The sequence below is a fragment of the Bacillus sp. BSL6 genome (assembly GCF_052928345.1).
Genome location: NZ_JAVGCW010000018.1, coordinates 1 through 25422, shown reverse-complemented (window position 1 = coordinate 25422; position 25422 = coordinate 1). Strand labels below are relative to the sequence as shown.

Sequence of the window (25422 nt, the reverse complement as noted above, 5' to 3'; positions counted from 1 at the left end):
ATGAAAAAATGTTAAAGGGTCAATATCGTTCGAAATATAATCCATTGGCGTTACTTGGAAGACTTAATACATTTAAAGCAAAGTACGGTTTTGAAATTGTGTATTTAGATAACAAGTACAGCGGTAACTGGATATATTACCACTTTTATTATCAAGCAAAACATTATCTTAAAACAGGAGCTTTTTAATATGACTTATTCTCGTGAAGAACAAGAAACCACACTGGTTTTTGATAATAGTACAGGTCAGTGGAACGTTTACTCTACTGTTCCTAAACACATTCGAAAACTTAGTAATCTATGTGAATTAGAGACCTTAGAAGAAGAGGATGGAAGACCAACAGCTGTTAAAGGCGTTCTTCAAGAAAAACAAGTAACGATGAAGAATTTACGAGTTATGACGGAAGAACAAAGATTAAAAGCGGCTGAAAGACTTTCTAAGGTCAGAAACGCACAGAAATAACAGGAAAACTTTAGTTCTAATATTAATCTAATACAAAAGGAGCCCGAACCATGACAAAGGTAAATTTGAACGTATTATTCAAGAAAATGCAAAAGGACGATAAAAAGGAAGTTTTAATGTTCCATGTATTAAGTGATGAACTTCCACATGCTGATGAATTATTAAAAATGCCAGGTACTATTGTTCATCTAACTGTGGAAGAAAGTGAAGTTGAACCAATTAGTGCAGAATTTGCTAACATTCTACGTGATAGTAAGAAAACAGCTATTAAGTTAAATGTAAAACGTGATGCAAAAGGTGTAGTAAATCAGCTTTATCCTTTCGCTGGGGGAAATGTTGATATCATTCTTGAGCCTTCTCAAATGTCTATTGATGAGTTCTATGAAGAACCACACGAGGGCGTTGAGTATAACGTTAATCCTGATGGAACAACGGAAGTTGCTCCTGGTCAGTTGAAAATTGTTGATGATGAAAAAGTTGCTGAATAAATAATTGTCCTGGGCTTCGGCTCAGGATATCGATTAGAAATTGAAAGGATGTAATTAAAAATGGCTAATACTGTAGTGGATCTAACAGAATTATTTACAATGCAAAAGGCACTTGATGATGATATCAAAGTTAAACATAAAAAGAATTATCTTCGCTATGATGCGATGTTCAATAAAGCTTATGCATTAAAAAATGAAGTGAATGAAGCATGGAACGTTACAAATGCTTTCAAGATGTGGTCAACAAAATTCGAACAGCCGAAAGAATCATTATTAGAAGAAATGGTTGATATCCTTCATTTCTGGTTATCTGTTGCGATGGACTTCAAACTTGAACGAACAATGTACAGAGTTCGAATTACAGAAAGTAAAATTAATGGATTTAATAAAGCTTTCTTCCATATGGATAAGAACGTTAATTATCTAATTGGAAAAGTGGAGTTCAAAGATAAAGCTGGTGCAAAAGGTCCGTTATTAGGAATCATGGATTTATTCTATAAAACAATTGAATTTGCTGGATTTACATGGGATGACGTTGTTCGAATGTATAAAGAAAAGAATGAAGAGAATTTTAATAGATTAGCGGTTGGATATTAATAAAATTTTCGTTTTACTGAAAAATGGCTTATCAGATTAAGAAAAAACTAAGTTGTTTTTCTTTCTTAATATATTTGGTCGTATAGATGGTAAAACGTCTTAGAAACGAAAATAAACGTGTTTTATGAGATTTAGAGTTTTTAAGTGGAAAGGTAGGTAGTTTTAATGGAAAGATATAAAGAAATTTCACTAGCTGATGTGTTCGAGTTAATCCTGAAGGGTGAAATCAGTAATATCTATTACCAAAATGGAAATAAAGAACTTTCAAAAGCGGATGGATCTAGTTGGTTCTTTAAAACAATTGCAAAATACAAGTTCTTCAAGCGTGAGGTGATTGAATGACTTATTTACAACAAATTAATGAAATAGCATCTAAATTACCATTATGTATGCTACAAGATATCAATAATCGTATTAGAGATTGGATTGTAAGTGGTGGTAATGAGGATGATGAATATATTGGTCAACAATTACGATTTGCTCAAAACTATTTGAAAGTGCATGGTGATAGCGATGAACAATCATAAGAAAAAGAAATTAAAGAAACGCCTTGCTAAACGTGCGAAAGCCGTTGATAAACACCAAACTAATAAAGCGTGGAGAAACATCTTTGTTAAAGCTGGTATTGTAAATTAGATTGTGGAAGGACCCAAGAAAGTAGGTGAATCATCATTTGTTTGACTGGCTGAAAGACTATCAGAAATTAGAAGAACGAATCGCATACTTAGATTACAACTTAGACAAAACAAAAACTGAATTAAAACGCTGGGTAAGTGGTGATTTGCGAGAAGTACGTTTAACCGCTGAATCGGAAGGTGCAAAGGTAGAGGAACGTATTGAAGCAATTGAATATGAATTAGCACATAAGATGAATGATATGTACAATTTGTTAGTACTGATTAATAAGTTCAAGGGGTTAGAAAACAGGGTGTTAAAAATGAAGTATGTGGATGGAATGACATTAGAAGAAATAGCTGAGGACATGAATTACAGTTCTAGTTATATCTATAAGAAACATGCTGAAATAATAAGAAGAATAAAGTTTGCTGAAGAACTTGCACTTTACTGACACCCAGTTTTATGAATGTTAACTCTTGAAAATATCGATTATAGTAATAACATAAGAAATTGATGAAAGAGCAACCGTAAATATGGCTGCTCTTTTTGGTTATTTATTTAAAAGGTCTTCTATGATTTCTTTAATGTGTTTAGGGTGCGGTTGTTTATTAGTAGTTTTATCAGTATATGAAAAAAGATAATTTTCATTTCTAACCAGACCATATCCTACTACTGAGCTAAGGAAAGGAAATACTTTTCCTGCATAGTCATCAAGTGATTTACAATCAATGTCTATGTCTAGTAAGATGCTATATTTACATGTTAGTTCTATAACAGGATTTCCTTTATAATCAATCATTTTTTTAGATTCAATAATTTCTACAATTGCATTATTCTTATTAAGAAAAACCTTATTTTTATTATTAAAGTCATATGAAAGAATTACAGCTATACCTATTGCATTAATCATAGATTTCCTCCTTTAGTAATTGCTTTTTCTAAATTATACCAGGAAATGTTGATAGTAAACAGTAATAGGGCAACTGATGCATGGTTGCTCTTTTATTATTTAAATTAATCTCTTATTTTTTTAATAGTTTGTCCAAACGCCTTTAATCTACTTTACATACCATATAGTAAATAGAGTAAAGGAGAAGATGAGTGTGTACTATTATTATTGTAAATATTGTGATGATTATAAGAAAAAAGATCATAAGTGTTCTAAAAGTCATGATAAATATGATAAATGTTGTGAAGAAAAAAAACAAATCATTGTGAAGGTTGATTGTTGTTGTGAAAAAAAGCCAGATCCAACTATTAGACCATCGGGTTTCCGAGCGGAAAGTAGTGGCCAAGAATATAAAGCGTTTAACTATGATAAAGTTAAATATAATGTATTATGGTTTGACTATGATAATGAGTATGATCAAACGACATCTACGTTTACTGCAAAAACAGCGGGATTATATGTTTTTACTTCGAGTGTAAGTTTTTTACCTGCTAATCATGATATTCCAGTGAAAATTAGTATGGGTTTATTTGTAAATGATGAATTCTTTACAAGAGAGTCTGATGATGAATATTTTGGAGAGGGAAATTTCCATACTTTGAACAATACGATTGAAAACACTGTAATATTACAATTGAGAGCTGGAGATAGAGTCTATAATGTATTTGATAGTAATCAATCAGGATTTATAGATGGTACTGTTAATACTGCTTTCTCATGTGCTAGATTTCCTTCACCAGCATAATAAAGTAAGAGTGAAAAAGCATTCCTTATGGAGTGCTTTTTATAATGTAAAGAAAAAAGCCCTCAATGGGGCTAGATACTTTTCTTCATACCACATTGACGGCATTCTCTTAAATAGATGAAATCTTTAACGGAACTTTTAAATGCGGTGTTGCCGCAATTATCACAGCGACCGCTAATTTTATCAGGGTGCTCTGTATATTTGTATATCTTGCTTAGATCGTACTTTTGTTCAGGTTCCTTATTTTCCATTTGTTTCACCTACAATCTGAATTAATATAGCTTAAATATAATAACACGAAGCGTTCACATAGTGGATGCTTTTATTATGCAAAAATTACATAGGTGGTGTAAGTAATGGATGCAATGTTGGAACACATCAAAATGAAAAAGAAACTTGAGTACTTATCTAATGTAGCTAGGGAAAACCAAGAACTAAAGGAATCGGTCAGAGTATTATCACAAACTGTGGAAGGCTTAAAAAATAAGGTTGATCTGTTAAGTGTACAGGTAAATGAATGTAATAGCGCGGATAATATCTTAGGTACTCTTGAGGATGCACTTACAAGAATAAGAGAATATGAATTAATGGATGGTGAAGGGTGACGATGTTTCTTTCTAATAAAGATGTAAACGAAAGTATTAACTTTAATGTTGGTGGACAAGACATTATATCTCTTAAAGGTAATGGAGACATCTACGTTAAAGGTGAACTCGTAGAGAATAATCAAGAGGTTGTAGATGGATTGAAGGAGTTCTTAAAATTAGCTAGAGGTGATAAATGATGGGAAACAAAAATATAGGATCGGCACAAATCAATATCGATACGAAAGAAGCGTAAGAGAATATTAAAGAACTAACAAAGGCTACTAATGAATGTGTGGCTGCATTATCAAAGTTAGAACAGGTTATGGGTAAGTTTACACATCAGGTTAATACAGTTGAATTATATTGTGACGGTAAAGTGTTGGCACGATCCATAGTTGAAAATACAGCTGATGCCATTAAGATATCAGCGAATGATATCAAAGGAGTGTAATAAGATGGACAGCATTTTAAACGGTAAGATTGCTGTACTTGGTCTTATACCTATTGATAAGAAAGCATATATCAAATACCTCAAGCCACATGAGAAAGCAAATAAGAAGGCTGGGATTGATGTTAATCGATTCAAGTATTATAAGCTACATGGCCAGAAGCCAATGTTTTATTCTATGGAATATCTCGAGCAAACACCATTAAAAGATTTATTGGAAAGAGATAGAGGTAACGCGTTAAGAGTAAGTAGCAAGGAGTGAGGATAGATGGAAGGTGTATATGAACAAAAAGCTGAGTCTAAAAGTGTAATAGAATTATTATCTAAGTTCTCAACAGAAGAACTGATTGAAGCGTTAAAGCAAAAGGAAGATGTACAATATCGTGATACAACTAAAGATACATGGCGTGTGCAATATGATTTAACTAAGGTAAAGAAGTATTGCTTATTAATTAATAACTGCGATGTAGAATTAGTTCAAGGCATTTTGAGGTTACGAGAAGCTGAACGACAATTTTATGCTGGTGGTTGTTGTGATTAAGGAATACAAAACCAAACAACAGAAGCGTAAGTTCTATGACAGTGGTGAGTGGAAGAGTATACGTGAGCAAGTAAAGAAGCGTGACAACTATGAATGCCAGGAGTGTAAACGAAACGGTCGTGTTCGTGTGGACACCAATGAGTACAGTGAGAGTGCAAAGCGTAAGAAGATTCAGCTCGTGGTCGATCATATCAAAGAGCTTGAAGATTATCCTGAACTTGCACTTGATGAAGAGAATCTTGAAACATCCTGTGTGGATTGCCATAACAAAAAACATGGAAGAATCTTTAAAAAGAAACAAAATAAATGGGAACACGATGAAAAGTGGTAAAAACGAATCAAAAACAGTACCCCCCCTTAAAATATTTCATCAAAAATTGCTCTAAGGGGCACCGGAGGAGGGGGTTAACTGTCAGGTTTTTTTCAAAAATACGCGCATAAGGGGGTGGGTAGATGGCTGTCAGCATTACAAAATTAAAAGAACAGTTAATGAATAGCATTGATACAGGGGATTTAGTCCAGGTTGAAAAAGTGGAACGATACATTGACCTGGTTAGTGCATTCAGAAAAATAAACAAAACAATCAATAAAGAAGGTGAATCCGTCACAATTAAAAACGGATCTCAGGTTTTTGTTAAAGCCCACCCTCTAATAAGTGAAAGAAATAAAATTAACAGTTCTTTAATTTCGCTAGGGCGAGATATACAATTTATCGATAAACCGATTGCTCCTGATACTGGCTATAGTTCAAGTGATTTAACATGATTAAACAAAAGTATGTGGAAGAATATATTGAGCTTTATCGAAGTGGAAAAATAAAGTTCAATAAAGAAAGAGAACTGTTAATTCAATACCTAGAAAAATATGTTTTAAGCAGAGACGATTTATATTTTGATGATGAAATGATAGAGAAATGTATCCGCTTTGGAGAGAAGTGGTATTTCCCATTACAATCATTTCAGAAATTCTTAATAGCATTCGTCTTTTTATTTTATAAGAGAAATGGACGTGTATTTTATCGTAAGTTCCTGTGGATGTTAGGTCGCGGCGGTGGTAAAAATGGTCTTCTATCTGTCATTATTCACTTTTTAATTAGTGAATTGCATGGAATACCAGAGTATAACATTTCCGTAGTTGCGAATAGTGAAGAACAAGCGAAAACAAGTCCTGATGAAGTTAAGAAAACCATTCGGAAACGGGAAAATGACACATTAAGAAAAGCTTTTAAAGCAACCGAAACGCAAATAACCTCAAAAGTTACTGGCAGCGTATTGAAATTTAGAACTTCTAATGGAGATACGAAAGATGGTTTGCGAGATGGTGCGGTTGCATTTGATGAAATCCATCAATATGAAAGTAATAAAGATGTCCGCGTCCACATCAGCGGTTTGGGAAAAAAGAAAAATCCGCGCGAGTTTTACATTGGTACAGATGGATATGTCCGAGATGGCTTTTTAGATAAATTAAAAGAAAAAGCAATGAAAGTTTTAAATGGTGAAGCACGTCCAAATGCTATTTTCCCATTCATTTGTAAACTGAATGATGAAAGTGAAGTAGACGACCAGGATAATTGGGAAATGGCAAATCCGATGTTATCAAAGCCATTAAGTGAGTATGCTGAAGGATTACTTGAAACGATTAAAGAGGAATACGAAGATCTAGAAGATGATCCAAGTAACCGAGAAGAGTTCATGACAAAACGTATGAATTTACCTGTTACCAATTTAGAGCGTTCGGTTGCGAAATGGTCGGAAATTCTTGCTACAAATCGCCCGTTCCCTGAATTATACGGTCAAGAATGTATGGGTGCGTTAGACTTTGCAAGTATTCGAGATTTCGCGGCATGTGGACTTTTATTTAGAATCGATGGTGAATATGTATTCAAAACACATTCCTTTGTCCGAAAAGAATTTGTTGATATTTATTATGGATATTCTAAAAAGGCTAGTGAGCATAAGAAACAGAAGTTTGCTCCAATAAAAGAATGGGAAGAACAAGGGCTATTAACAGTTGTGGACGAACCAACGATTAATCCTCAACATATAGTAGATTGGTTTGTAGAAATGCGAGAGCAATACGGAATTAAAAAGATTATAGCTGATAATTTCCGTATGGAAGCAATTAGGCCTTTATTAGTTGCGGAAGGATTTGAAATAGAAGTTATACGAAATCCGAAAGCGATTCATAGTTTACTAGCTCCACGTATTGAAATGGCATTTGCAAATGAACAAATTATCTTTGATGATAACCCTCTTATGCGGTGGTATACGCAAAATGTATTAGTTGTAATCAAAGGTGATGGAAATAAAGTGTATGAAAAGAAAGAGCCAGTGCGTAGGAAAACCGATGGTTTCCAATGTTTTGTACATGCTCTTTATAGAGCTGATGAAATCCAAGAAGCAACTGATTTTATATTAAGTGATATTAAATTCTAATAAAGGGGGTGATAACGATTGGGTGGCTAGATGGAGTGTTTAATAGAAATAAAGAATTATCATTTATGCTGGACCTAGATTTATTGATTGATAATGCAAGTAGAACCCATATGAAGCGATTAGCTATCGATACATGTATTTCGTTCTTAGGGAGAACAATTAGCCAATCGGAGTTCCGAGTGAAAAATAATAAAGAGTTTATCAAAGATGAACTGTATTATCGATTAAATGTACGACCTAACAAGAACATGACAGCTAGTTCCTTTTGGGAAGTCTTTATCCGGAAACTTATTTATGATAATGAATGCCTTGTGATTCAAGCTGATGATGGTGATCTACTTATTGCTGATGATTTTATCCATAATGAATATGCTGTATTCGAGGATACCTTTACGAATGTGACGGTGAAAGATTATCAATTTAAGAGAAGTTTTAGGCAAAGTGAAGTTATTCATTTGAAATATCGAAATGCTAAATTAACTCCTCTGATTGATGGGCTTTTCGCTGATTACGGTGATTTGTTTGGAAGAATATTAAGCTCACAAAAACGTAAAAATCAAATCCGTGGCACTGTTGATATGGATATGATTGGTGCTAAAACGAAAGAACAGGTAGAGAAGTTACAAGAGTTTATAAATAACACATATAAAGCAATTGGTGGGAAAGATATTGCTATTGTTCCACAACAAAAAGGGATAAAGTATGAGGAAGTATATAATGGTTCCGCTAATGGTCCTAGTGTGGAAGAGATAAATAGAGTGACAAATGGCTTTTTAAATCAAGTTGCAATGGCTATTGGTATTCCCACAGCTTTGTTATATGGGGAAATGGCTGATGTGGAGAAACAAACGAAAAATTACATGCTTTTCACAGTGAAACCATTATTAAAAAAGATATCAGATGAAGCGAATGTTAAATTCTTCGAAATGAATGAATATCTTTTAGGGCAAAAAATTGTAGTTAAAGCTGTTTCTTATCAAAGTATATTCGACCTTGCAACAAGTATCGATAAACTTATTTCTTCGAGTGCGTTTACAGGAAATGAAATTCGTTCGGAAGTGGATTATGAGAATTCCGATGATCCGAATTTAAATAAGCATTACATCACGAAAAATTATACTGAAACAAATGCAACTGAAGGAGGTGAGAAAGAAAATGACGGTAAAAATTGACGTTAAAGGACCAATTATTTCTAATGATGAAGCTTGGATTTATGAGTGGTTTGAAATGGATGCAACTAGCCCTGGAATTCTTACAAAAAAACTTGCTGATGCAAACGGGGACGATTTAATTGTATCGATTAATAGTCCAGGTGGTTATGTACATGAAGGGTCAGAAATTTATACAGAATTAAAAAACTATCCTGGTCATGTGGAAATTCAAATTGTAGGTTTAGCAGCAAGTGCAGCTTCTGTTATTGCAATGGCTGGCGATAAAGTTCGGATTTCTCCAACAGCACAAATCATGATTCATAACGCTTCTATGTGGAATGGTGGAGATCATCGTGACATGTCAAAGGCAGCAGAGATGTTAAAGACAACAGACCGCGCGATTGTAAACGCCTATGTTATTAAAAGTGGTAAAACAGAAGAGGAACTCTTGAACATGATGGCTGAAGAGACTTGGTTTGGTCCACAACAAGCATTGGAAAATAATCTTGTGGATGAAATCATGTTTATGGAGAATCCAGTTAAAATGACCGCTTCAAGTGCCGTTTCTACCATGATTCCACAGAAAGTAATCGACAGTTTTAGAAACGGATCAATTAATAAAGGGAAAGCTGAGGGAATTAGCAAAGATGATTTAAATTCAGCATTATTAGGGCTGAAAAATGAAATTTTGAATGAGCTACAAATTAATACAAAACCAAATCCAAAAGAGCCTATTCAAGAACCTGTTAATACAAAACAGAATCTGAGTACGCTCTTTTTAAATTTAGGAGGAAAATAAAATATGGTTATTAAGTTTAATAATTTCGAAGAGAAGAAACTAGCTTTTGCAAAAGCAACACAGGAAGGCACAGCGGAAGAACAATCAGCAGCGTTAAATTCTATGATTGAAGCACTTGCTACAGATGTTCGTTCGGATATCTTGAATCAAGTAAATGAATCAATGGTAGACCGCTCTATTATGCAGTCTCGTGGCTCTAATGTACTAACAAGTGAAGAAATGAAATTCTTTAATGCAGTTGTGGAAGAAGGCGGCTTTAAAGATACTGAAATTCTACCTAAAACAACGCAAGAACGAATCTTTGAAGATTTAGTAAGTGGTCATCCTTTCTTAGAACATATTGGATTAGAAAACTTAGGAGCTGTAACAGAACTTATTTATGGTGATCCAGAAGGTGCAGCGGTATGGGGACCATTATTTGGTGACATTCAAGGTCAATTAAATGCTACATTCCGTAAAGAACCTATTACCCAACTTAAATTAACAGCGTTTATCCCATTATCAAACGATATGTTAAAATTGGGACCAGTTTGGGTAGAACGTTATGTTCGTACAATGATTACAGAAGCGATGTCTGTTGGATTAGAGCGAGGATTTGTAATTGGTACAGGTAAAAATGAACCTATCGGTTTATTAAAAGATCCAAGCGGAAATGTTGTTGGTGGTGTATATCCAGATAAAAAATCCGCTGGCACTTTAACATTTGAACCGGGAAGAAAAACAATTAATGAATTAAAAGGCGTTGTTAAATTACTTGCTAAAAAGTTAAAAGCTGATGGCAAAGACGCGGATAAACCAAAAAATATCGCTGGTAAAGTAGTTATGGTGACAAATCCATTCGATACGTTTGATGTACAAGCAAATGCAACAACTTTAAACGCAGCTGGCGTATATGTAACAAGTTTGCCTTTTAATCCAACTCCAACAGAATCAGTATTTGTACCACAAGGTAAAGTGCTGTTCTTTGTTAAAGGAGAGTATATTGCAGCGATGGGTGGAACGGAGCCGATTAAAAAGTTCGACCAAACGTTAGCGTTAGAAGATGCAACACTTTATATTGCTAAACAATATGCTACAGGTAAGCCAAAGGATAAATATGCAGCTCAAGTATATGATTTGAAACTTGAAGAAGTGACAACTCCAACAAGTTAAGGATGATGTGAATGGATACAGTAATTTCAACTGAAATATTACAGCAATTCAAAGATAGGATGCGCTTAGGTGATGATGAGGATGATAACCTAAGACGCATCCTATTTGCATCCAATAAAGCTTTAATAAAAGATTGTGGATCATATGACATAAACGAAGATGAGACGTTCAAAGAATTAGTATTTGAACGTTCTCGCTATGTTTATAATGATGCACTAGAGTATTTTGCCGAAAACTTTTTAACAGAAATTAATAATTTTGGTATTGCAAAAGCTTTAGAAGAAATTAAATTGGACGGTGAATAATATGCGTCCTTTTCAGTACAAAAAACCATTAAATACAGGTGATTTTAGGAATCGAATCATCATTGAACAACCTGTAGTAGTAAAAGATGAATTAAACCAGGTAATCGAAACAGATGATTGGCAGGTAGTTAAAAAAGCCTGGTCAATGATAAAGACGATGAAAGGTTCCGAGTATATTGAAGCTTCAGCTGAACATGCTACTCGGGTTTATCGTTTTGTGATTCCTTATACCTCTGGTATCACGGAAGAAATGCGAATTAATATGAAAGGTCGCATTTTTGATATTATCGAACCACCAATGAATGATGATGAGATGTATCAAACATTGACCATTATCGCAAAGGAGCATACTTAATATGAATGATTTTGCGAATGAGATTGCTAGAGAATTACAAAGATATGCGCAAGTTGTGGAAGAAAACTTAGAAAATGAAATCGAAGAAATAGGGGATATTGCTGTAGATAAATTAAAGCAAAATAGCCCTAAAAAAACAGGTGCTTACCGTAAAGGATGGCGTAAGAAAAAAGAAGGTAAAGGTGTTGTTCTTCATAATACAAAAGGACAATTAACACATCTTTTAGAAAATGGACATGCAAAAGTTGGTGGTGGTCGAGTACCTGGGGAAGTGCATATTCGTCCAGTTGAAGAGTATGTAATTAATGAATTGCCAAGACGTATCGAAAGGGCGGTTCAATAATGACATTAGGTGAAGTAACAAAAATACTTGAAGCTACAGGTTATCCTGTGGCTTATTCGCATTTCACGGCAACACCAGGTAACCCAATACCAAAACCACCGTATATCTGTTTTCTTGTGGACGGTTCAGCGAATTTAATGGCTGATAATAAGGTTTACCATCAGATTAATGATTTAAATATAGAGCTTTACACAATTAAAAAAGACTTAATTGCGGAAGCGAAACTTGAAAAAGTCCTGGACGATCATGAGATTCCTTATGATTCGTATGGGACTTTTATTGAATCTGAAAAAATGTATCAAAAAATATATGAAACGAGGTTGATATAAATGAACAAAGTTACTTTCGGTTTAAAAAATGTTCATTATGCATTATTAGATATAACAAATGGTGCGGTTAAATTTGGAGTTCCTATTCCAATGCCAGGTGGAATTGAATTAACCTTTGAGCCTAAGGGTGAGTTAACGGAATTTTACGCAGACGATATGGTTTATTATTCAGCTGACAATAACCAAGGTTATGATGGCACGTTGGGAATTGCTAATATTCCAGAACAATTTGCAATTGATGTGTTAGGAGAACAATTGGATGAAACGGATGGCGTGTTAAATGAAATCGCAAATGCAAAGAGAAAATCATTTGCATTGTTATTTGAATTTGACGGTGATGTAAAAGCAACTCGACATATCATGTATAACTGTTCGGCGAGTCGTCCAACTATTGCATCTAAAACAAAAACAACTTCAGCTGAACCAAATACAAATGAATTGAAGTTTGTTTCAAGCCCAATTGTTTTAGTGCCAGGCGGAAAACCAATGGTTAAAACAAAAACAACTTCTAAAACTACTCAGGCAATTTATGACGGTTGGTACAATGCCGCATATCTAAAAAAAGGAGCTTAATTTAGATGGAAAAGACAATTATTATAGATGGACAAAAAGTCAGATTAAAAGCTACAGCGGCAACGGTTAAACGTTATAAGGCTCAGTTTAGACGTAATTTATTTGCGGATTTGATGGCGTTAGGAGCAATTAATACTTTAACTTCACCAGATGGGGCAGAACAACCTATTGATGTGTCTAACGTTGATATGAGTAAAGTCGATTTTGAATTTATTTATGACTTAACTTGGTTATACGCTAAAACGGCTGATCCAAGTATTCCTGATCCTATGACATGGCTGGATGAATTTGAAGAATTCCCGATTGAAGAAATTATGCCGGAAGTCATGGAATTAGTTCAGGTTACTATGGGAGCAAAAAAAAAATAAAGAAAAATAATGGAGAGCAAGGGACATTCAGTGTGGAGGAATTAACCACCGATACGTTCCTTGCTCTTTGTTATAAAGCGAAATTAACGAGTTGGGATTTAGAAGACATGACAATTGGTGACTGTTTTGATTACATCGCTGAATTCGCTGAAATAGAGAATCCAGACAAAGATAAAACACGTAAAGCAGTTCAAAAAGACTTCGATTCATTCTAAGAAAGGGGTGAGAAAATGGCAGGAAGAATTAAAGGGATTACGATTGAAATTGGCGGAGAAACTACAGGTCTTCAAAATGCTTTAAAAGATGTAAATAAGCGAAGTAATGATTTAACTAAAGAACTAAAAGATGTTGAACGGTTGTTAAAGTTTGATCCTGGTAATGTGGAAGCATTAGCTCAAAAGCAACAGTTACTTACAAAACAGATTGAAAATACAACACAAAAGCTAGATAAGTTGAAGGCAGCAGAACAGCAAGTTCAAGCACAATTCCAAAACGGTAAAATTTCTGAAGAACAGTATCGTGCATTCAGGCGTGAGATTGAATTTACAGAAGGGTCTCTTAATGGTCTAAAAAATAAGCTTGGAAATATGAAGGCTGAACAAGATAATGTGGCGAGTTCCACAAGGCAATTAGAAACATTATTTAGCGCGACAGGAAAAAGTGTTGATGATTTTGCAGGAGCATTAGGAAATCGTCTTGTGAATGCAATTCGAAGTGGAACAGCTACAAGTAAGCAGTTAGAGCAAGCAATTGGAATTATCGGCCGAGAAGCATTGGGCGCAGGAACAGATATTGATAAATTACAACGTGCGCTTCGATCTGTGGATGCTGGTAATTCAATTCAGCAAGTGCGAAATGAATTAAGGGACTTACAACAAGAAGCAGGTAAAACAGAAAAGAAGTTTGAAGGATTAAAAATTGGATTAGAAAATGTTATCGGTGGTTTGGCAGCTGGTGGCGGTATTTCAACAGCTATTGAAAAAGCATTAGATGTGTCAAAGTTACAAACGAAAATTGATATATCATTTGATGTTCCTGAGTCTTCAAAAAAATCAGTAGAGGATGCAGTTAGAGGCGTTCAAGCTTATGGGCTTGATATGGAGGAATCACTAGAAGGTGTACGCCGACAATGGGCATTAAATAAAGGTGTTAGTGACGAAGCAAACGCGGCTGTGGTAAAAGGAGCGGCAACTATAGCTCAAGCTTATTCTGGTATTGATTTTACTGAATTAATTCAAGAAGTAAATGAAATTGGTAATGAACTAGGGATGACGCAAGAAGGGGCATTAACTTTAACAAATGCCCTTTTAAAAGTGGGATTTCCACCAGAACAGCTAGATATTATAGCTGAGTATGGTGGACAGTTAACGCGAGCTGGTTACAATGCTGAAGAAGTCCAAGCGATAATGGAAGCAGGGGTAGAAACTGGAACGTGGAATATCGATAACCTTTTAGATGGTTTGAAAGAAGGTCGTATTAAAGCGGCTGAATTTGGTCAAGGTGTCGATAAGGCAATGAAGGAAGCTCTTGAAGGAACAAATATTTCAGCTGAACAACTTGAAAAATGGGGACAAGCTGTAGCAAATGGCGGACGTGAAGGTTCAGAAGCCATGACACAGATTGCACAGGCTTTATCAGAAGTTGAAGATGAAACAAAACGTAATGAATTAGGTGTAAAACTATTCGGTACAATGTACGAGGATCAAGGGCAAAATATTATTAATACCTTGCTGGGCGCGAAAGAAAAAACTATTGATTTTAAAAAAAATCAAGATCAATTGAATGATTCTATTAAGAAAATGGACTCTGATCCAGCAGTGAAATTTCAAAAGGCGATGCAAGATTTACAAGTTGCGCTCAAGCCAGTTCTTAGTGTTGTAGCGGATGTTATTACTAAATTTGCAGAATGGATTTCTAATAATCCTAAATTAGCAGCCACATTAGCAGCTGTTGCAGTAGCCATTGGGGTTATTTCTGGTGCGATTTTAGCGCTAGCTCCTATAGTTTCCGTAATAATGAGTATAGTCGGAGTAGTGGCATCCGCCTTAGGGGTTGCAACCGCAGTGGCAGCGGGAATTGTCGCTATAATTCCTATTATTATTGCGGCGATAGTGGCTTTAGGTGTCGTTATTTATCAAAACTGGGAATCTATAAAACAATGGACGATAGATACCTTTAATTTTATTGGAGAGTATTTATCGAACTTGTGGGGTGGAATAGTCGAAACAACATCATCATGGCTATCTTCTCTTGTAGAATCAGTGTCTAGTTGGTGGTCATCTTTAGTAGACTCAACAACAACATGGCTATCATCCATGGTTGAAACGGCATCGACTTATTGGTCTTCTTTAGTCGAAACGGCTTCTTCATGGCTCTCTTCTTTAGTGGAAACAGCGGTAGGATGGTTGTCTTCCTTAGTTGAGACAGCATCGTCTTGGTGGTCAACATTGGTCGAAACAGCATCCCAATTCTTTATGCAATTGTTCCAAAAATGGCAAGAAATCTGGAATTCTATACTTACATTTTTAGATCCAATTATTTCGGCAATTTCTGTCGTTTTAGAGGCAGGTTGGCTATTAATACAGGCAGGGGCACAAATTGCGTGGGCTTTGATATCTCAATATATTATTCAGCCGATTCAGGAAGCATATAACTGGGTGAGTGCAAAAATCGGCGAATTGGTAACATGGCTTGGTACGCAGTGGGAAATTGCAAAGGCGATGGCTCAAATTGCTTGGGGATTATTCAAGCAATATATTATTCAACCAGTCCAGGAAGCTTGGACTATAGTGAAGCAAAAGTTTAGTGATTTAGTTTCTTGGTTAAGTTCACAGTGGGAACTTGCAAAATCATACACCCTTATGGCTTGGAATTTGGTTAAACAGTATGTAATTCAACCAGTTCAAGAGTTGTGGAATACAACAAAGCAAAAACTTGCAGATTTAGCTAACTGGATATTATCAAATTGGGAATCTATAAAATCCTATACGCTAACAGCTTGGAATTTAGTGAAACAATATGTTATTCAGCCAGTAACAGATGCTTATAATCAGGCAAAGCAAAAATTCACTGATTTATATAATTCAGCTAGAGAAAAATTTGATTCTGTAAAGAGTGCAGCACAAGAAAAATTTGAAGCAGCGAAACGATTTATTATTGATCCAATACGAGATGCAGTTGGAAAAGTAGAAGAGTTTATCGGTAAAATAAAGGGATTCTTTACAAATCTGAAGTTAAAAATTCCTAAACCTGAAATGCCACCTCTTCCACACTTTAGTTTACAAACTAGTACGAAAAATGTTTTAGGGAAAGACATTTCTTACCCATCGGGAATTAATATTGACTGGCGCGCGAAAGGTGGTATCTTCACTAAACCGACTATCTTTGGAATGATGGGTGGAAACTTACAAGGTGCTGGGGAAGCAGGACCAGAAGCGGTTTTACCTTTAAATAAAAAGACACTCGGAGCCATTGGTGCAGGAATAGCAGCAGCGATGCCACAGGAACAATCCTTTATTATGCCAGGAAATATAAATCAATTAATGATTGATATGACTCGTATGATGGCTAATTCTATGAGTCAATTATCAGGATTGAAAAATGTTATGAGTGGTGTATATGGAAATATGTCAAATAGCAGACAAGCTATGACAAATGGGATTGTAAACCAAGTGTTTAATTATTCTTCTGGACAATCAGGTAACGGAATGATTCCAACACAAGGTGGAGATTTAATTATCGAAGTTCCTGTTGTATTAGAAGGAAGAGATGTTGCTCGTGGAACTTATCGATATACAAAAGAATATCAAGAGCGAGAAGAAAAAAGAAACTCAGCCTTTTAGGATTGGGTTTCTTTTAATTTATATAGAAATGAGGTGGTAACATGAGTTCTTTTACATTTAATAATCAACGAAAGGAATACATCCAAATAGAGAAAGGATGGAGCCCGACCACATGGGCACCGTTAAAAAGGAATTATTTAAAGACACCTGGATATCCAGGGGCAAGGGTATTAAATACAGATACTGATCCACGTCCGCTTCCTGTCCCTGTAGGAATTATTGTTCCGGATGGCTCTGACTTAGAGATGTTAAAAGAGGAAATTGCGGATTGGCTTATTACTGAACAACCAGTTGAACTTGTTTTTGACGCGACACCTAACCGAACATATTTGGCAGTTGTTGATGATAGTTTTGATCCGGATGATTTTGTTACCTTAGGGAAAGGTGTTATTAAGTTCATATGCCCGATGCCATATAAATTAGGTGAAATTAAAAAAAGTGAATTTGTTCAAAATTGGTCCACAGAAACAACAGCATACTTAACCAATAAGGGAAGTGTAGCAGCTTCACCAATAATTGAAATTGAAGTTAAAAAGCCATCGACTTTCTTAGATGTTTGGTTTGGAGAATACCCTAATGGGCGTGATTTTTTCCGCCTTGGCTATCCAAGAACTGTGGATGAAACACCAGTACAAGAGCGAGAGCGTGTGCTATGGGATGAAATGTCTTCACCAGTAGGATGGACTCCTGTTACTGGACAAGTTGAAGAAATGACAGGGACAGGTAGTTTTAAATCAAGAGGTGGTTACGCACTTTATTGCGAAGACTACGGACAAGGCTCTAATTTTCATGGTGCTATTGCAAAGAAGAGTATTCCTGGTGGCCCTATTCAAGATTTTGAAATGGAGACATGGGTGCGTTTAAAAGCGAAGAACATCGGTGAAATGGGACGAGTTGAGGTTCTTCTTCTCGATGATGCTAGTAATATTGTTACACGAATAAACATGAATAGTTTGTATTGGGATGCAGAAATGACCAAAGCATACATGCGGATCGGAAATGCAGGAACGCCTAATAGTATACGGAAATTGGTAGATACAAGCGGGGCACATCCTAATACATTTAATCAATTTTATGGTAGGTTGCGTATAGCAAGAAGAGGTAAAGAGTGGTCTGTTTATGTAGCACGTTTTAAAGATGGAACAGAAATTGACGATGCTTCAATTGTTGAACGATGGATTGATGATGGTGCTAATCCAATGACTAATCGGAAGGTCGCTCAAGTAATGATATCGATATGTAAGTTAGGAGACAATCCACCAGTAGATAACATACAAATCGATGATTTAAAGATTTGGAAAATAAATAAAGTTGGCGATAATACGAGGTCTTATATATATGATGTTGGGGACAAAATTATTATCGATACCGAAAAGAGCTTATGCACAATTAACGGTAAGGATGCTATCAATTTAAAATCTATATTCAGTAATTTCCCTACTATTATCAGAGGGTATAATCGGATTGATATAATGCCGCCTGATGTTAAAGCAAGCATATCTTTTGGGGAGCGATATCGATGAGGGGACCGAGCGGAACACTTCATGTTGTTGATTTCCAAACAAATCAGATTATCGCAGCCATTCAACCAAAAGATTATTGGGATGATAAAAGACATTGGGAAATTAAAAATAATATTGATACTTTAGAGTTTAAAGTATTTGATAAAACAAAAAATGCAATTTCACTTATGCAACAAAACTTAGTGTTAAAAGAGGTTCGTGATGGGCGTATTGTTCCATATGTAATCACAGAAGTAGAAACGGATTCTGAAGATAGATCACTTACGGCTTATGCATCTGGTGAATGGATTCAGCTTGCAAAAGCGGGATGGATTCCTCCACAAAAGTTAGAAGGAAAGACCGTAATTGAAATGATGGATATAGCTCTCGCCGGTACGAAATGGAAACGTGGAAAAACGATGTATTCGAGTTTTCGTTCCATGACAATTGATGAGTTTATCGATCCACTTTCACTTCTAAAGAAAATCGCATCATTATTTGATTTGGAAATTCAATACAGAGCCGAAGTTGTTGGTCCCAAGATTGTTTCTCGTTATGTAGATATGGTTGAAAAACGCGGTAATGATACAGGAAAAGAAGTTACTCTTGGTAAAGATTTAATAGGCATCAAGAGAATTGAAAACTCCCAAAATATCTGTACGGCTTTACTTGGCTTTGTGAAAAAAGAAGGTAAAGATTTCATTACGATTGCTGATGTGAATAATGGTGTACCTTATCTTGTGGACAACGATGCATTTCAAAGGTGGAATGAAGACGGGAAGCATAAATTTGGCTTTTATAGTCCAGAAACAGAAAATGACGATATGGATTCAAAACGATTGCTTACTCTTATGAAGACTGAGATGAAAAAACGTATTAACACTTCGGTTTCTTATGAAGTAAGCGCGCATAGTATTGGGCGTATTTTTGACTTGTCTCATGAACTTATTAACGAAGGGGACACTATTCGAATTAAAGATACAGGATTCACACCAAAATTATATTTAATAGCTAGAGCTATATCTGGTGATGAATCTTTCACTGATCCATCGAAGGATAAATATATCTTTGGTGATTACCGTGAAATTGTGGATACAAGAGAAGAGTTACAAAAGCTATATAATAAACTTCGTGATTCTTTATACGATAAGGCGGATATGGATGCTTTAAAATTACTTGAAAAGCAAGTAGAAGATACTTCAAGTGGTTTTAACGAAAGATTAATTGCTATGAAGACAAGTCTTGAGCAAACAGATGAATCAATACGTTTAAATGCTCAAGCTGTCAATCAGAAGATGGAAAAGTTATCATCCACATTAGATGTTAACGCGAGAGAAATAAAGGCAAAAGTCGGAAAAGGCGATATTGCTTCCGAATTAAATATAACTCCGCAAAGTGTACTTATAAATTCAGAACTTATTGATCTAGTTGGTAAAGTAAAAGCCGAATGGTTAATTGCAGGATTACTTGAAGGTATGACCATCAAAACGAGTAATACAAAAGAATATATCCATATGCAGAACCAAGTGTTGAAGTTTGTTAATCAAGGTGTACCTAAAATGATAATGGGATTTGAGAATGAATATAACAGTAAAACGTTAAATCCATACATCGTTTTAGGACAAGGTGATGGAACAGGAAAGAACGTTGGTACTATCTATAAAGATGGTAATGGTGTTTATTATAGATTTGTAGATTTAAACGGATTAGAAAGTAGCGTCCGTTTAACAGCACAGGGAAATGTAGGTATGACTGCACAAACTAATATGTGGCTTAATGCAAATAATTCTCTCGTTCTAGATGGTGGGCATGGTGTTTCTATTAAGCATGCAGGTAAAACTGTTGCGGATTTTATTCAAGTCAATGGAGTGAACTTTGATTTGTTATTGGGAGGCAATCATAGAATTCGTTCTTCCACAGCTTCTGGGTATGATAAGCTATTGCAAATAATGAATTCTTCAGGTAATGATTTTCGTGGTATTGAGGTCGCGGAAGTAACCGCGCATGGGGGGATTCGTTCAGGTACAAACTTGTGGGCAGAACAAAATTCTTATGCCATAGAGCATATAAACAGATCGACAGAGAGAATTAAAACGGCCATTCATGAATTACCTTTTTCCGCTTTAGAGAAGATTTTAGGGTTAAAGGTGAAAAAGTACTATCTAAAAAAAGATATGTATGATTTATACCAAATGAGGATGAACAAGCCGCCTGATCGAACGACACCATATACAACTAAGGATATTCCTGCTTATTATGGCGTAGTTGCAGAAGAGACAGATGATATTTTCACAACGCCAGAAAAGGATGGCGTGAGACAATATACTACATTGATTTTAACCGCCGCATCTGTCCAAGAACTTTATGATAAATTCGTTACTTTCTTAGAAGAATATGCGAAAAAAGAAAAAGAGAAAGAAGAAGAAAATGAGCAACTCAAGAAGAGGGTAGTAACACTTGAAAATGAAGTATCAGAAATGAAAGCATTACTTCAAAAATTAATTAGTTAAAACCGAGGGAGCAGCAAACGCTGGTCTTTTTTATTTTGCATAAATAAAGGAGTGGTTATATGACATTCAAAACACGTGAGCTTACTGTAGATTTAGTAAATGAGATATCCACAAAGGAAATACGTTTCTCACAAGGTGATAGAAATTCCGCTAAATTAGTATTAAACATAACAAATGAAGGACAAGAATTAGATTTAAGTCAGGCGAAAGCGGTTCGAATCACTTTTAAAAAGCCAGACGGTACAACAGTATTTCAGGAAGATTTGCAACCGATTAATGCGATGGAAGGTAAATATCAAATCATCTTAAAAACACAAACTCTAGCAGCTGCAGGAAATGTGTATGGGCAAGTTCGGATTTTTGAAAAGGATCAGGAGTTAGATGCAGAACCGTTTGGTTTCACTGTTAAACAATCATATTCGGGTGATGGCGCGGTAGAATCAACAAACGAATTTACAATTATTCAAAAAGCAATTGAAGCAGGGGAGAAACTTGAAGGTGTAGATATTAACGGGATTATTGCAGCAGGGGAATTAGCGAAGGGAGCGTTGCCAAAAACAGGTGGAACGATGACAGGTGCTTTAAATGGTACGACTTTCACGGCGATTGGAGAGTTTATTTTCATGAACGCAGGTACAGGCAGGAGAACTAGACTGTTCATGGATAACACGAACGGTACCGCTTGGACAGCCGTTACAGAAAAGACGGCAGGTAAAGGTGACTGGGATTATTCAGAGCATTTGCGAGTAGGTGACCGTCGAAACTGGTTGAAAAACTCAGGCGATACGATGACAGGAGATTTACAAATTAACACTCCTAACAAGGGATTTAAAGTAGGTAACGGAGTAGAAGGAATTACCCAAATGGTTGATAATAATGGGCGTTACTATTGGTACTCAACTTTAGCTAAAACGCCTTTCTATTATGATATTAAAAATGATAATTTCGTAATTAGCGCATCAAACACGAACCTGTTAAAGAAAACAGGAGATGCAATGACAGGTAAATTAGTAATGGATAAGGCACAACCTATAGATTTTAACGATAAAGACGGCAACCGTAAAAGTAATATAGGGATTGATTCTAATGGTAGATTCTACTCGTGGGACGAAGCAGGTGGTAAATACTTTTGGGTTAAAAATGCAGATGGTACATTCACAGTAAACGCTGATAACCTTGTGAAGAAAACAGGTGACACGATTACAGGTACTCAAAAAATGGGTACAAATGCCATTATTCAACAAGAACAACATAAACGAAATGCAAATGCAAAAGGTATTTTCTACACAGATGAGGGCTCCGCTACTACAGTTGCGGGCGTAGGTCGATATGTGAATGACACTGGTGAAGACTTTATGTACATGGGGCATGGAAGTAGCCCGTGGAATAGTACTTCAGGTTTGAGGGTTAGCCCTACGTTTTTAACATACAAAGGTAAAAATGTCATGACAGCCGAGAAAGATGATAGAGCAACTATTCCCGTAACAGCTGATGCTGAATTGATTACTTCTTACGGGGTTATAGCTGACAGAAGAGGTAATACAGTAACTTTAAGGGCACCAATCAGAAGAAAGGTGGGGTCTACCAACGGACATGTATTTACAATACCTGCAGGGATGCGACCTACTATGCTACTCTCTCAAGTAGTTTTTTCAAATGATGGAACGCCTGCTCTTTTTACAATCCCTAGCGATACAGGAGTTGTCCAACTCCAAACAATCTCACCTGTTATCACAGGTAAGGATTATTATATCTTATTATCGTACGTAGTAGATTAAGGAGGAAATATTATGGCATATGGCTATTGTTATGACGAAAACGGCAAGTTCACTGAGATGATACCTATCGATGAAAAACCGATTTACGAGAAGCAAACATTTTACCGAGAAGAAACGAAAGAGGTTGTCACGGAAGAGAAATTATGCGCGCTTCACCAGTCCATTGAGGATGGTACGTATGTACCTGTCGAGATTCCTCGACCTGAAGAGGAGGAAGGAGAGGGAGAGTACCCGCCTATCTATGAAGAACCTATTGACAAACATGACTGTCCTGATTGTGTTATGCGTAGCGTGAGGTATGAAACAGTTCAAGTACCTTATGAAGAGGATGTTATTATTGGCTATGAGCCTGACATCCCTCCTAACTGTACTTTAGAAGTTTGCCCGTGGTTAGCTTACGAGCCTGTATTCAAGGAAGGTAAATGGGTGAAAACGGTTGAGCCAAAGATAGAAGAGCCGCAACCAGAAGAGCCGTCTGAATTAGAAAAAATTAAGAAACAGCAGGAATTAATGCAGCAAGCTATAGATGAAATGATTATACAAAATCCAACTCCAGATGAATTAGCAGAGTTAAAGAAACGCTTGATCCTTATGCAATCGGCGATTGATGATCTCATCATTTCTAATACTCCAGAAACACTAGAAGGAGGTAGTAACTAATGGCTGAATATATGGCACAACGTGTTATCGATGGAGCTTTTACGTATACGTTTATTATTATCAAAATGAAGACGTACAAGGAGCGTATTGATAAATACCTAACTGATAATGGAAGAGCAGATTTAATTACGGATAGCGTAGTAACGGCTTATTTAGTATAAAATACGGCTTTTAAAGACAAGCGTGCTTATAGTAGGCTTTTTTATTTTGAAAAAAGGAGCTGAATCAATGCAAGAAATTCAAGATTTAAAGCAAGAGATCCAACAAATTAAATCAGACCAGAAAGATATGCAGCGTGATATTCGTAATTTAGAAACACGTACCACTGTCAACGAAAAGGACATCGTAAATATAAATAAGCTTCTTGATAAAATTAGTGCCAACACTACATGGATTCTTCGAATTATTATCGGGGCAATTGTAATGGCGCTAATTGGATTGTTATTAAAAGGTGGTGTGTAGAGAGTGCCGCTTACAAAAGAAAATATTAAAAGACGTTTGCGTAACTGGAAAACTCATGTTGCGCTTTTTTCATGCGCTGGATTAGTTTTATCAGCATTCGGAATTACAGGGTTTGAGGGGAAATTAGACACGATTCAAAAGGCAGTCTACTTATTTGGTATCGCACTGGGTATTTGGACTGATCATGAAGAAAAAGGGGAAGATGACAAATGAAAAAATCTATTAAAATCTTAGTTTCAGTTTCGATGGCTGCCATGATTACATTAACTTCTGCAGCAAATGTTTTTGCAGATAGAGAAATGATTATTCCAGGGCTTCCAAAAGTCGAATATCGTAATGGATATGGAGCATATGAAGGTGTTGTGGCACATTCTACAGCAACACCAGAAGCACCGGCTATTAATATTAGAAACTATGAAGCTCGAACGTGGCGTAGTGCATTCGTTCATTATGCAACGGATTGGAATGAAACCATTCAAATTGCTTCTACTAAATATCAAGCTTGGGGAGCTGGTCCAGCTGCCAATAAAAGATTCGTTCATGTGGAATTATCCGAAACAAGTGACCCTGTTAAATTTAAGAAATCATATGAAAGATATGTAAAGTTACTTGCTAAGATTTTAAAGGATAGAAATATTCATCCAAGTGTTGGGTTATGGACTCATAAAGATATTACATACAAACTGGGAGGTACAGATCATGAGGACCCGCTACAATATCTAAAAAGTCATGGTGTATCAGAATATCAATTTAGAAACGATGTTTTAAAGACGTATAACGGTCATTCTGTCACTGTGGAAGCAAAGCCGCAACAACCATCTGAAAGTGTGTTAGAAGCAAATGGAGTGGCTTATATCGATGGTCGAAATGTTAACCTTCGGTCTGGTCCATCCACAAGCAATAATATTATCCGTAAACTCCAAAAAGGCGAATCATATAAAGTTTGGGGTAAGCTCGGAAATTGGTTGAACCTTGGAGGGAATCAGTGGATTTATTATGATTCTTCATACATTCGTTATAACAGTGGACAAGATGTATCTGTAGTTGGTAAAAGGGTAGAATCAAAGGTTAATAGTTTAAACTACTATGATCGTCCTACATGGAATACAAGCTATGCTGCAGGTACAGTTGATACAGGATTAGGATTTACAATCATCGATAAAATCTCTGTTAATGGTTCATCACAATATAAAGTGAAGAATAGTAGAGGGAATGTGTATTACATTACGGCAAGTTCTTATTATGTAAAAATTAAATAGTAAACATAAAAAGTGCCGGCTCTTAATTGAGTCGGCTTTTTTTTATTTATTTTATAAAAATGTACCTTTAAATTTAACGATATGGTTGAAGGAGAGTAAATGTATACTAAAATCCTTAATGCTAGCTTAACGGTGACTTAATGGTACTTTGGTAAACTTAGTTG

The 25422-nt window shown here is 35.7% G+C and carries 36 protein-coding genes and 1 pseudogene; 35 read left to right on the top strand and 2 right to left on the bottom strand.

Going from position 1 to position 25422, the window contains the following annotated elements:
- From RCJ96_RS27005 to RCJ96_RS26970, 8 genes and pseudogenes are all read left to right on the top strand, one after another.
- Positions 1-188 (top strand): annotated as a pseudogene (locus tag RCJ96_RS27005) (ERCC4 domain-containing protein); the annotation flags it as partial.
- Position 189: 1 nt separating this feature from the next.
- On the top strand, positions 190-462 hold the full coding sequence (locus tag RCJ96_RS27000) for a hypothetical protein (protein WP_446699950.1): 273 nt from the start codon (positions 190-192) through the stop codon (positions 460-462).
- Positions 463-512: 50 nt separating this feature from the next.
- On the top strand, positions 513-950 hold the full coding sequence (locus RCJ96_RS26995) for a hypothetical protein (protein ID WP_446699949.1): 438 nt from the start codon (positions 513-515) through the stop codon (positions 948-950).
- A 60-nt stretch (positions 951-1010) separates the two neighbouring features.
- A complete protein-coding gene (locus RCJ96_RS26990; protein WP_446699948.1) occupies positions 1011-1547 on the top strand; it encodes a dUTP diphosphatase in 537 nt (178 codons plus the stop codon).
- Positions 1548-1712: 165 nt separating this feature from the next.
- On the top strand, positions 1713-1889 hold the full coding sequence (locus RCJ96_RS26985; protein ID WP_242291274.1) for a hypothetical protein: 177 nt from the start codon (positions 1713-1715) through the stop codon (positions 1887-1889).
- A complete protein-coding gene (locus tag RCJ96_RS26980) occupies positions 1886-2074 on the top strand; it encodes a DUF6877 family protein (protein WP_284994717.1) in 189 nt (62 codons plus the stop codon). Before RCJ96_RS26985 ends, RCJ96_RS26980 begins: the two co-directional genes overlap by 4 nt.
- A complete protein-coding gene (locus RCJ96_RS26975; RefSeq protein WP_270691812.1) occupies positions 2061-2183 on the top strand; it encodes a DUF3983 domain-containing protein in 123 nt (40 codons plus the stop codon). Before RCJ96_RS26980 ends, RCJ96_RS26975 begins: the two co-directional genes overlap by 14 nt.
- Positions 2184-2220: 37 nt before the next feature.
- Complete coding sequence (locus RCJ96_RS26970; RefSeq protein ID WP_438906720.1) at positions 2221-2616, top strand: sigma factor-like helix-turn-helix DNA-binding protein; 396 nt, start codon at positions 2221-2223, stop codon at positions 2614-2616.
- Between the two features lie 99 nt (positions 2617-2715).
- Here the strand turns inward: RCJ96_RS26970 and RCJ96_RS26965 are convergent, their stop codons facing one another.
- Positions 2716-3075, bottom strand: coding sequence for a cytoplasmic protein (locus RCJ96_RS26965; RefSeq protein WP_074607863.1), 360 nt, complete (start codon positions 3073-3075; stop codon positions 2716-2718).
- Between the two features lie 193 nt (positions 3076-3268).
- Between RCJ96_RS26965 and RCJ96_RS26960 the strand changes: the two genes are divergently transcribed.
- Entirely contained in the window at positions 3269-3859 is a 591-nt protein-coding gene (locus RCJ96_RS26960; RefSeq protein ID WP_438906719.1) for a C1q-like domain-containing protein, read from the top strand.
- Between the two features lie 71 nt (positions 3860-3930).
- Here RCJ96_RS26960 and RCJ96_RS26955 read toward each other — a convergent pair whose 3' ends face one another.
- Positions 3931-4110 (bottom strand): hypothetical protein, encoded by a 180-nt coding sequence (locus RCJ96_RS26955; RefSeq protein ID WP_042513455.1) that lies wholly within the window; start codon positions 4108-4110, stop codon positions 3931-3933.
- Between the two features lie 105 nt (positions 4111-4215).
- On the opposite strand from RCJ96_RS26955, the gene RCJ96_RS26950 reads away from it, so the two are divergent.
- The 26 genes from RCJ96_RS26950 (at position 4216) to RCJ96_RS26825 (ending at position 25258) form a co-directional block, all read left to right on the top strand.
- Positions 4216-4464, top strand: coding sequence for a hypothetical protein (locus RCJ96_RS26950; protein WP_438906718.1), 249 nt, complete (start codon positions 4216-4218; stop codon positions 4462-4464).
- Complete coding sequence (locus RCJ96_RS26945; RefSeq protein ID WP_142238394.1) at positions 4461-4643, top strand: hypothetical protein; 183 nt, start codon at positions 4461-4463, stop codon at positions 4641-4643. Before RCJ96_RS26950 ends, RCJ96_RS26945 begins: the two co-directional genes overlap by 4 nt.
- 258 nt (positions 4644-4901) lie before the next feature.
- Positions 4902-5156 (top strand): hydrolase, encoded by a 255-nt coding sequence (locus RCJ96_RS26940; RefSeq protein ID WP_073569416.1) that lies wholly within the window; start codon positions 4902-4904, stop codon positions 5154-5156.
- 6 nt (positions 5157-5162) lie between these two features.
- Positions 5163-5435, top strand: a complete 273-nt coding sequence (locus tag RCJ96_RS26935) for a hypothetical protein (RefSeq protein WP_046646678.1) — start codon at positions 5163-5165, stop codon at positions 5433-5435.
- On the top strand, positions 5431-5766 hold the full coding sequence (locus RCJ96_RS26930) for an HNH endonuclease (protein ID WP_446699951.1): 336 nt from the start codon (positions 5431-5433) through the stop codon (positions 5764-5766). Before RCJ96_RS26935 ends, RCJ96_RS26930 begins: the two co-directional genes overlap by 5 nt.
- 122 nt (positions 5767-5888) lie before the next feature.
- Positions 5889-6200 carry a P27 family phage terminase small subunit gene (locus tag RCJ96_RS26925; protein ID WP_046646679.1) on the top strand — a complete coding sequence of 104 codons (312 nt, stop codon included), beginning with the start codon at positions 5889-5891 and terminating at the stop codon, positions 6198-6200.
- Positions 6197-7870: a terminase TerL endonuclease subunit gene (locus RCJ96_RS26920; protein ID WP_446699947.1), complete on the top strand. Its 1674-nt coding sequence runs from the start codon at positions 6197-6199 to the stop codon at positions 7868-7870. The genes RCJ96_RS26925 and RCJ96_RS26920 overlap by 4 nt, the downstream gene beginning before the upstream one ends.
- A gap of 8 nt (positions 7871-7878) precedes the next feature.
- Positions 7879-9042, top strand: coding sequence for a phage portal protein (locus tag RCJ96_RS26915; protein ID WP_172656207.1), 1164 nt, complete (start codon positions 7879-7881; stop codon positions 9040-9042).
- Entirely contained in the window at positions 9026-9820 is a 795-nt protein-coding gene (locus RCJ96_RS26910) for a head maturation protease, ClpP-related (protein ID WP_046646683.1), read from the top strand. The genes RCJ96_RS26915 and RCJ96_RS26910 overlap by 17 nt, the downstream gene beginning before the upstream one ends.
- A 3-nt stretch (positions 9821-9823) precedes the next feature.
- Positions 9824-10972, top strand: coding sequence for a phage major capsid protein (locus RCJ96_RS26905; protein ID WP_046646684.1), 1149 nt, complete (start codon positions 9824-9826; stop codon positions 10970-10972).
- Between the two features lie 11 nt (positions 10973-10983).
- Positions 10984-11277, top strand: coding sequence for a hypothetical protein (locus tag RCJ96_RS26900; protein WP_046646686.1), 294 nt, complete (start codon positions 10984-10986; stop codon positions 11275-11277).
- 1 nt (position 11278) lies between these two features.
- On the top strand, positions 11279-11632 hold the full coding sequence (locus RCJ96_RS26895) for a phage head closure protein (RefSeq protein ID WP_270794416.1): 354 nt from the start codon (positions 11279-11281) through the stop codon (positions 11630-11632).
- Between the two features lies 1 nt (position 11633).
- The gene (locus tag RCJ96_RS26890; RefSeq protein ID WP_270794127.1) at positions 11634-11975 is read left to right on the top strand and encodes an HK97 gp10 family phage protein; all 342 of its coding nucleotides are present in this window, start codon (positions 11634-11636) and stop codon (positions 11973-11975) included.
- On the top strand, positions 11975-12304 hold the full coding sequence (locus tag RCJ96_RS26885) for a hypothetical protein (protein ID WP_270794129.1): 330 nt from the start codon (positions 11975-11977) through the stop codon (positions 12302-12304). The genes RCJ96_RS26890 and RCJ96_RS26885 overlap by 1 nt, the downstream gene beginning before the upstream one ends.
- Positions 12305-12877 carry a major tail protein gene (locus RCJ96_RS26880; protein WP_446699946.1) on the top strand — a complete coding sequence of 191 codons (573 nt, stop codon included), beginning with the start codon at positions 12305-12307 and terminating at the stop codon, positions 12875-12877.
- A 5-nt stretch (positions 12878-12882) separates the two neighbouring features.
- Positions 12883-13245 carry a hypothetical protein gene (locus RCJ96_RS26875; RefSeq protein WP_446699945.1) on the top strand — a complete coding sequence of 121 codons (363 nt, stop codon included), beginning with the start codon at positions 12883-12885 and terminating at the stop codon, positions 13243-13245.
- A gap of 32 nt (positions 13246-13277) precedes the next feature.
- A complete protein-coding gene (locus RCJ96_RS26870; protein ID WP_446699944.1) occupies positions 13278-13460 on the top strand; it encodes a hypothetical protein in 183 nt (60 codons plus the stop codon).
- A 15-nt stretch (positions 13461-13475) separates the two neighbouring features.
- Positions 13476-17087 carry a phage tail tape measure protein gene (locus tag RCJ96_RS26865; RefSeq protein ID WP_046646699.1) on the top strand — a complete coding sequence of 1204 codons (3612 nt, stop codon included), beginning with the start codon at positions 13476-13478 and terminating at the stop codon, positions 17085-17087.
- Positions 17088-17128: 41 nt separating this feature from the next.
- Positions 17129-18610, top strand: coding sequence for a distal tail protein Dit (locus RCJ96_RS26860; protein ID WP_446699943.1), 1482 nt, complete (start codon positions 17129-17131; stop codon positions 18608-18610).
- Positions 18607-21099: a phage tail spike protein gene (locus RCJ96_RS26855; protein WP_446699942.1), complete on the top strand. Its 2493-nt coding sequence runs from the start codon at positions 18607-18609 to the stop codon at positions 21097-21099. The genes RCJ96_RS26860 and RCJ96_RS26855 overlap by 4 nt, the downstream gene beginning before the upstream one ends.
- Before the next feature lie 59 nt (positions 21100-21158).
- Positions 21159-22877 (top strand): BppU family phage baseplate upper protein, encoded by a 1719-nt coding sequence (locus tag RCJ96_RS26850; RefSeq protein WP_446699941.1) that lies wholly within the window; start codon positions 21159-21161, stop codon positions 22875-22877.
- Between the two features lie 12 nt (positions 22878-22889).
- Positions 22890-23537 (top strand): hypothetical protein, encoded by a 648-nt coding sequence (locus tag RCJ96_RS26845; RefSeq protein WP_446699940.1) that lies wholly within the window; start codon positions 22890-22892, stop codon positions 23535-23537.
- Positions 23537-23698 (top strand): hypothetical protein, encoded by a 162-nt coding sequence (locus RCJ96_RS26840; protein ID WP_446699939.1) that lies wholly within the window; start codon positions 23537-23539, stop codon positions 23696-23698. The genes RCJ96_RS26845 and RCJ96_RS26840 overlap by 1 nt, the downstream gene beginning before the upstream one ends.
- 67 nt (positions 23699-23765) lie before the next feature.
- A complete protein-coding gene (locus tag RCJ96_RS26835; RefSeq protein ID WP_446699938.1) occupies positions 23766-23999 on the top strand; it encodes a hemolysin XhlA family protein in 234 nt (77 codons plus the stop codon).
- A 3-nt stretch (positions 24000-24002) separates the two neighbouring features.
- Positions 24003-24212 (top strand): hypothetical protein, encoded by a 210-nt coding sequence (locus RCJ96_RS26830; protein ID WP_325806888.1) that lies wholly within the window; start codon positions 24003-24005, stop codon positions 24210-24212.
- Positions 24209-25258 (top strand): N-acetylmuramoyl-L-alanine amidase, encoded by a 1050-nt coding sequence (locus RCJ96_RS26825; RefSeq protein ID WP_446699937.1) that lies wholly within the window; start codon positions 24209-24211, stop codon positions 25256-25258. Before RCJ96_RS26830 ends, RCJ96_RS26825 begins: the two co-directional genes overlap by 4 nt.
- The last annotated feature ends 164 nt before the right edge of the window (positions 25259-25422 follow it).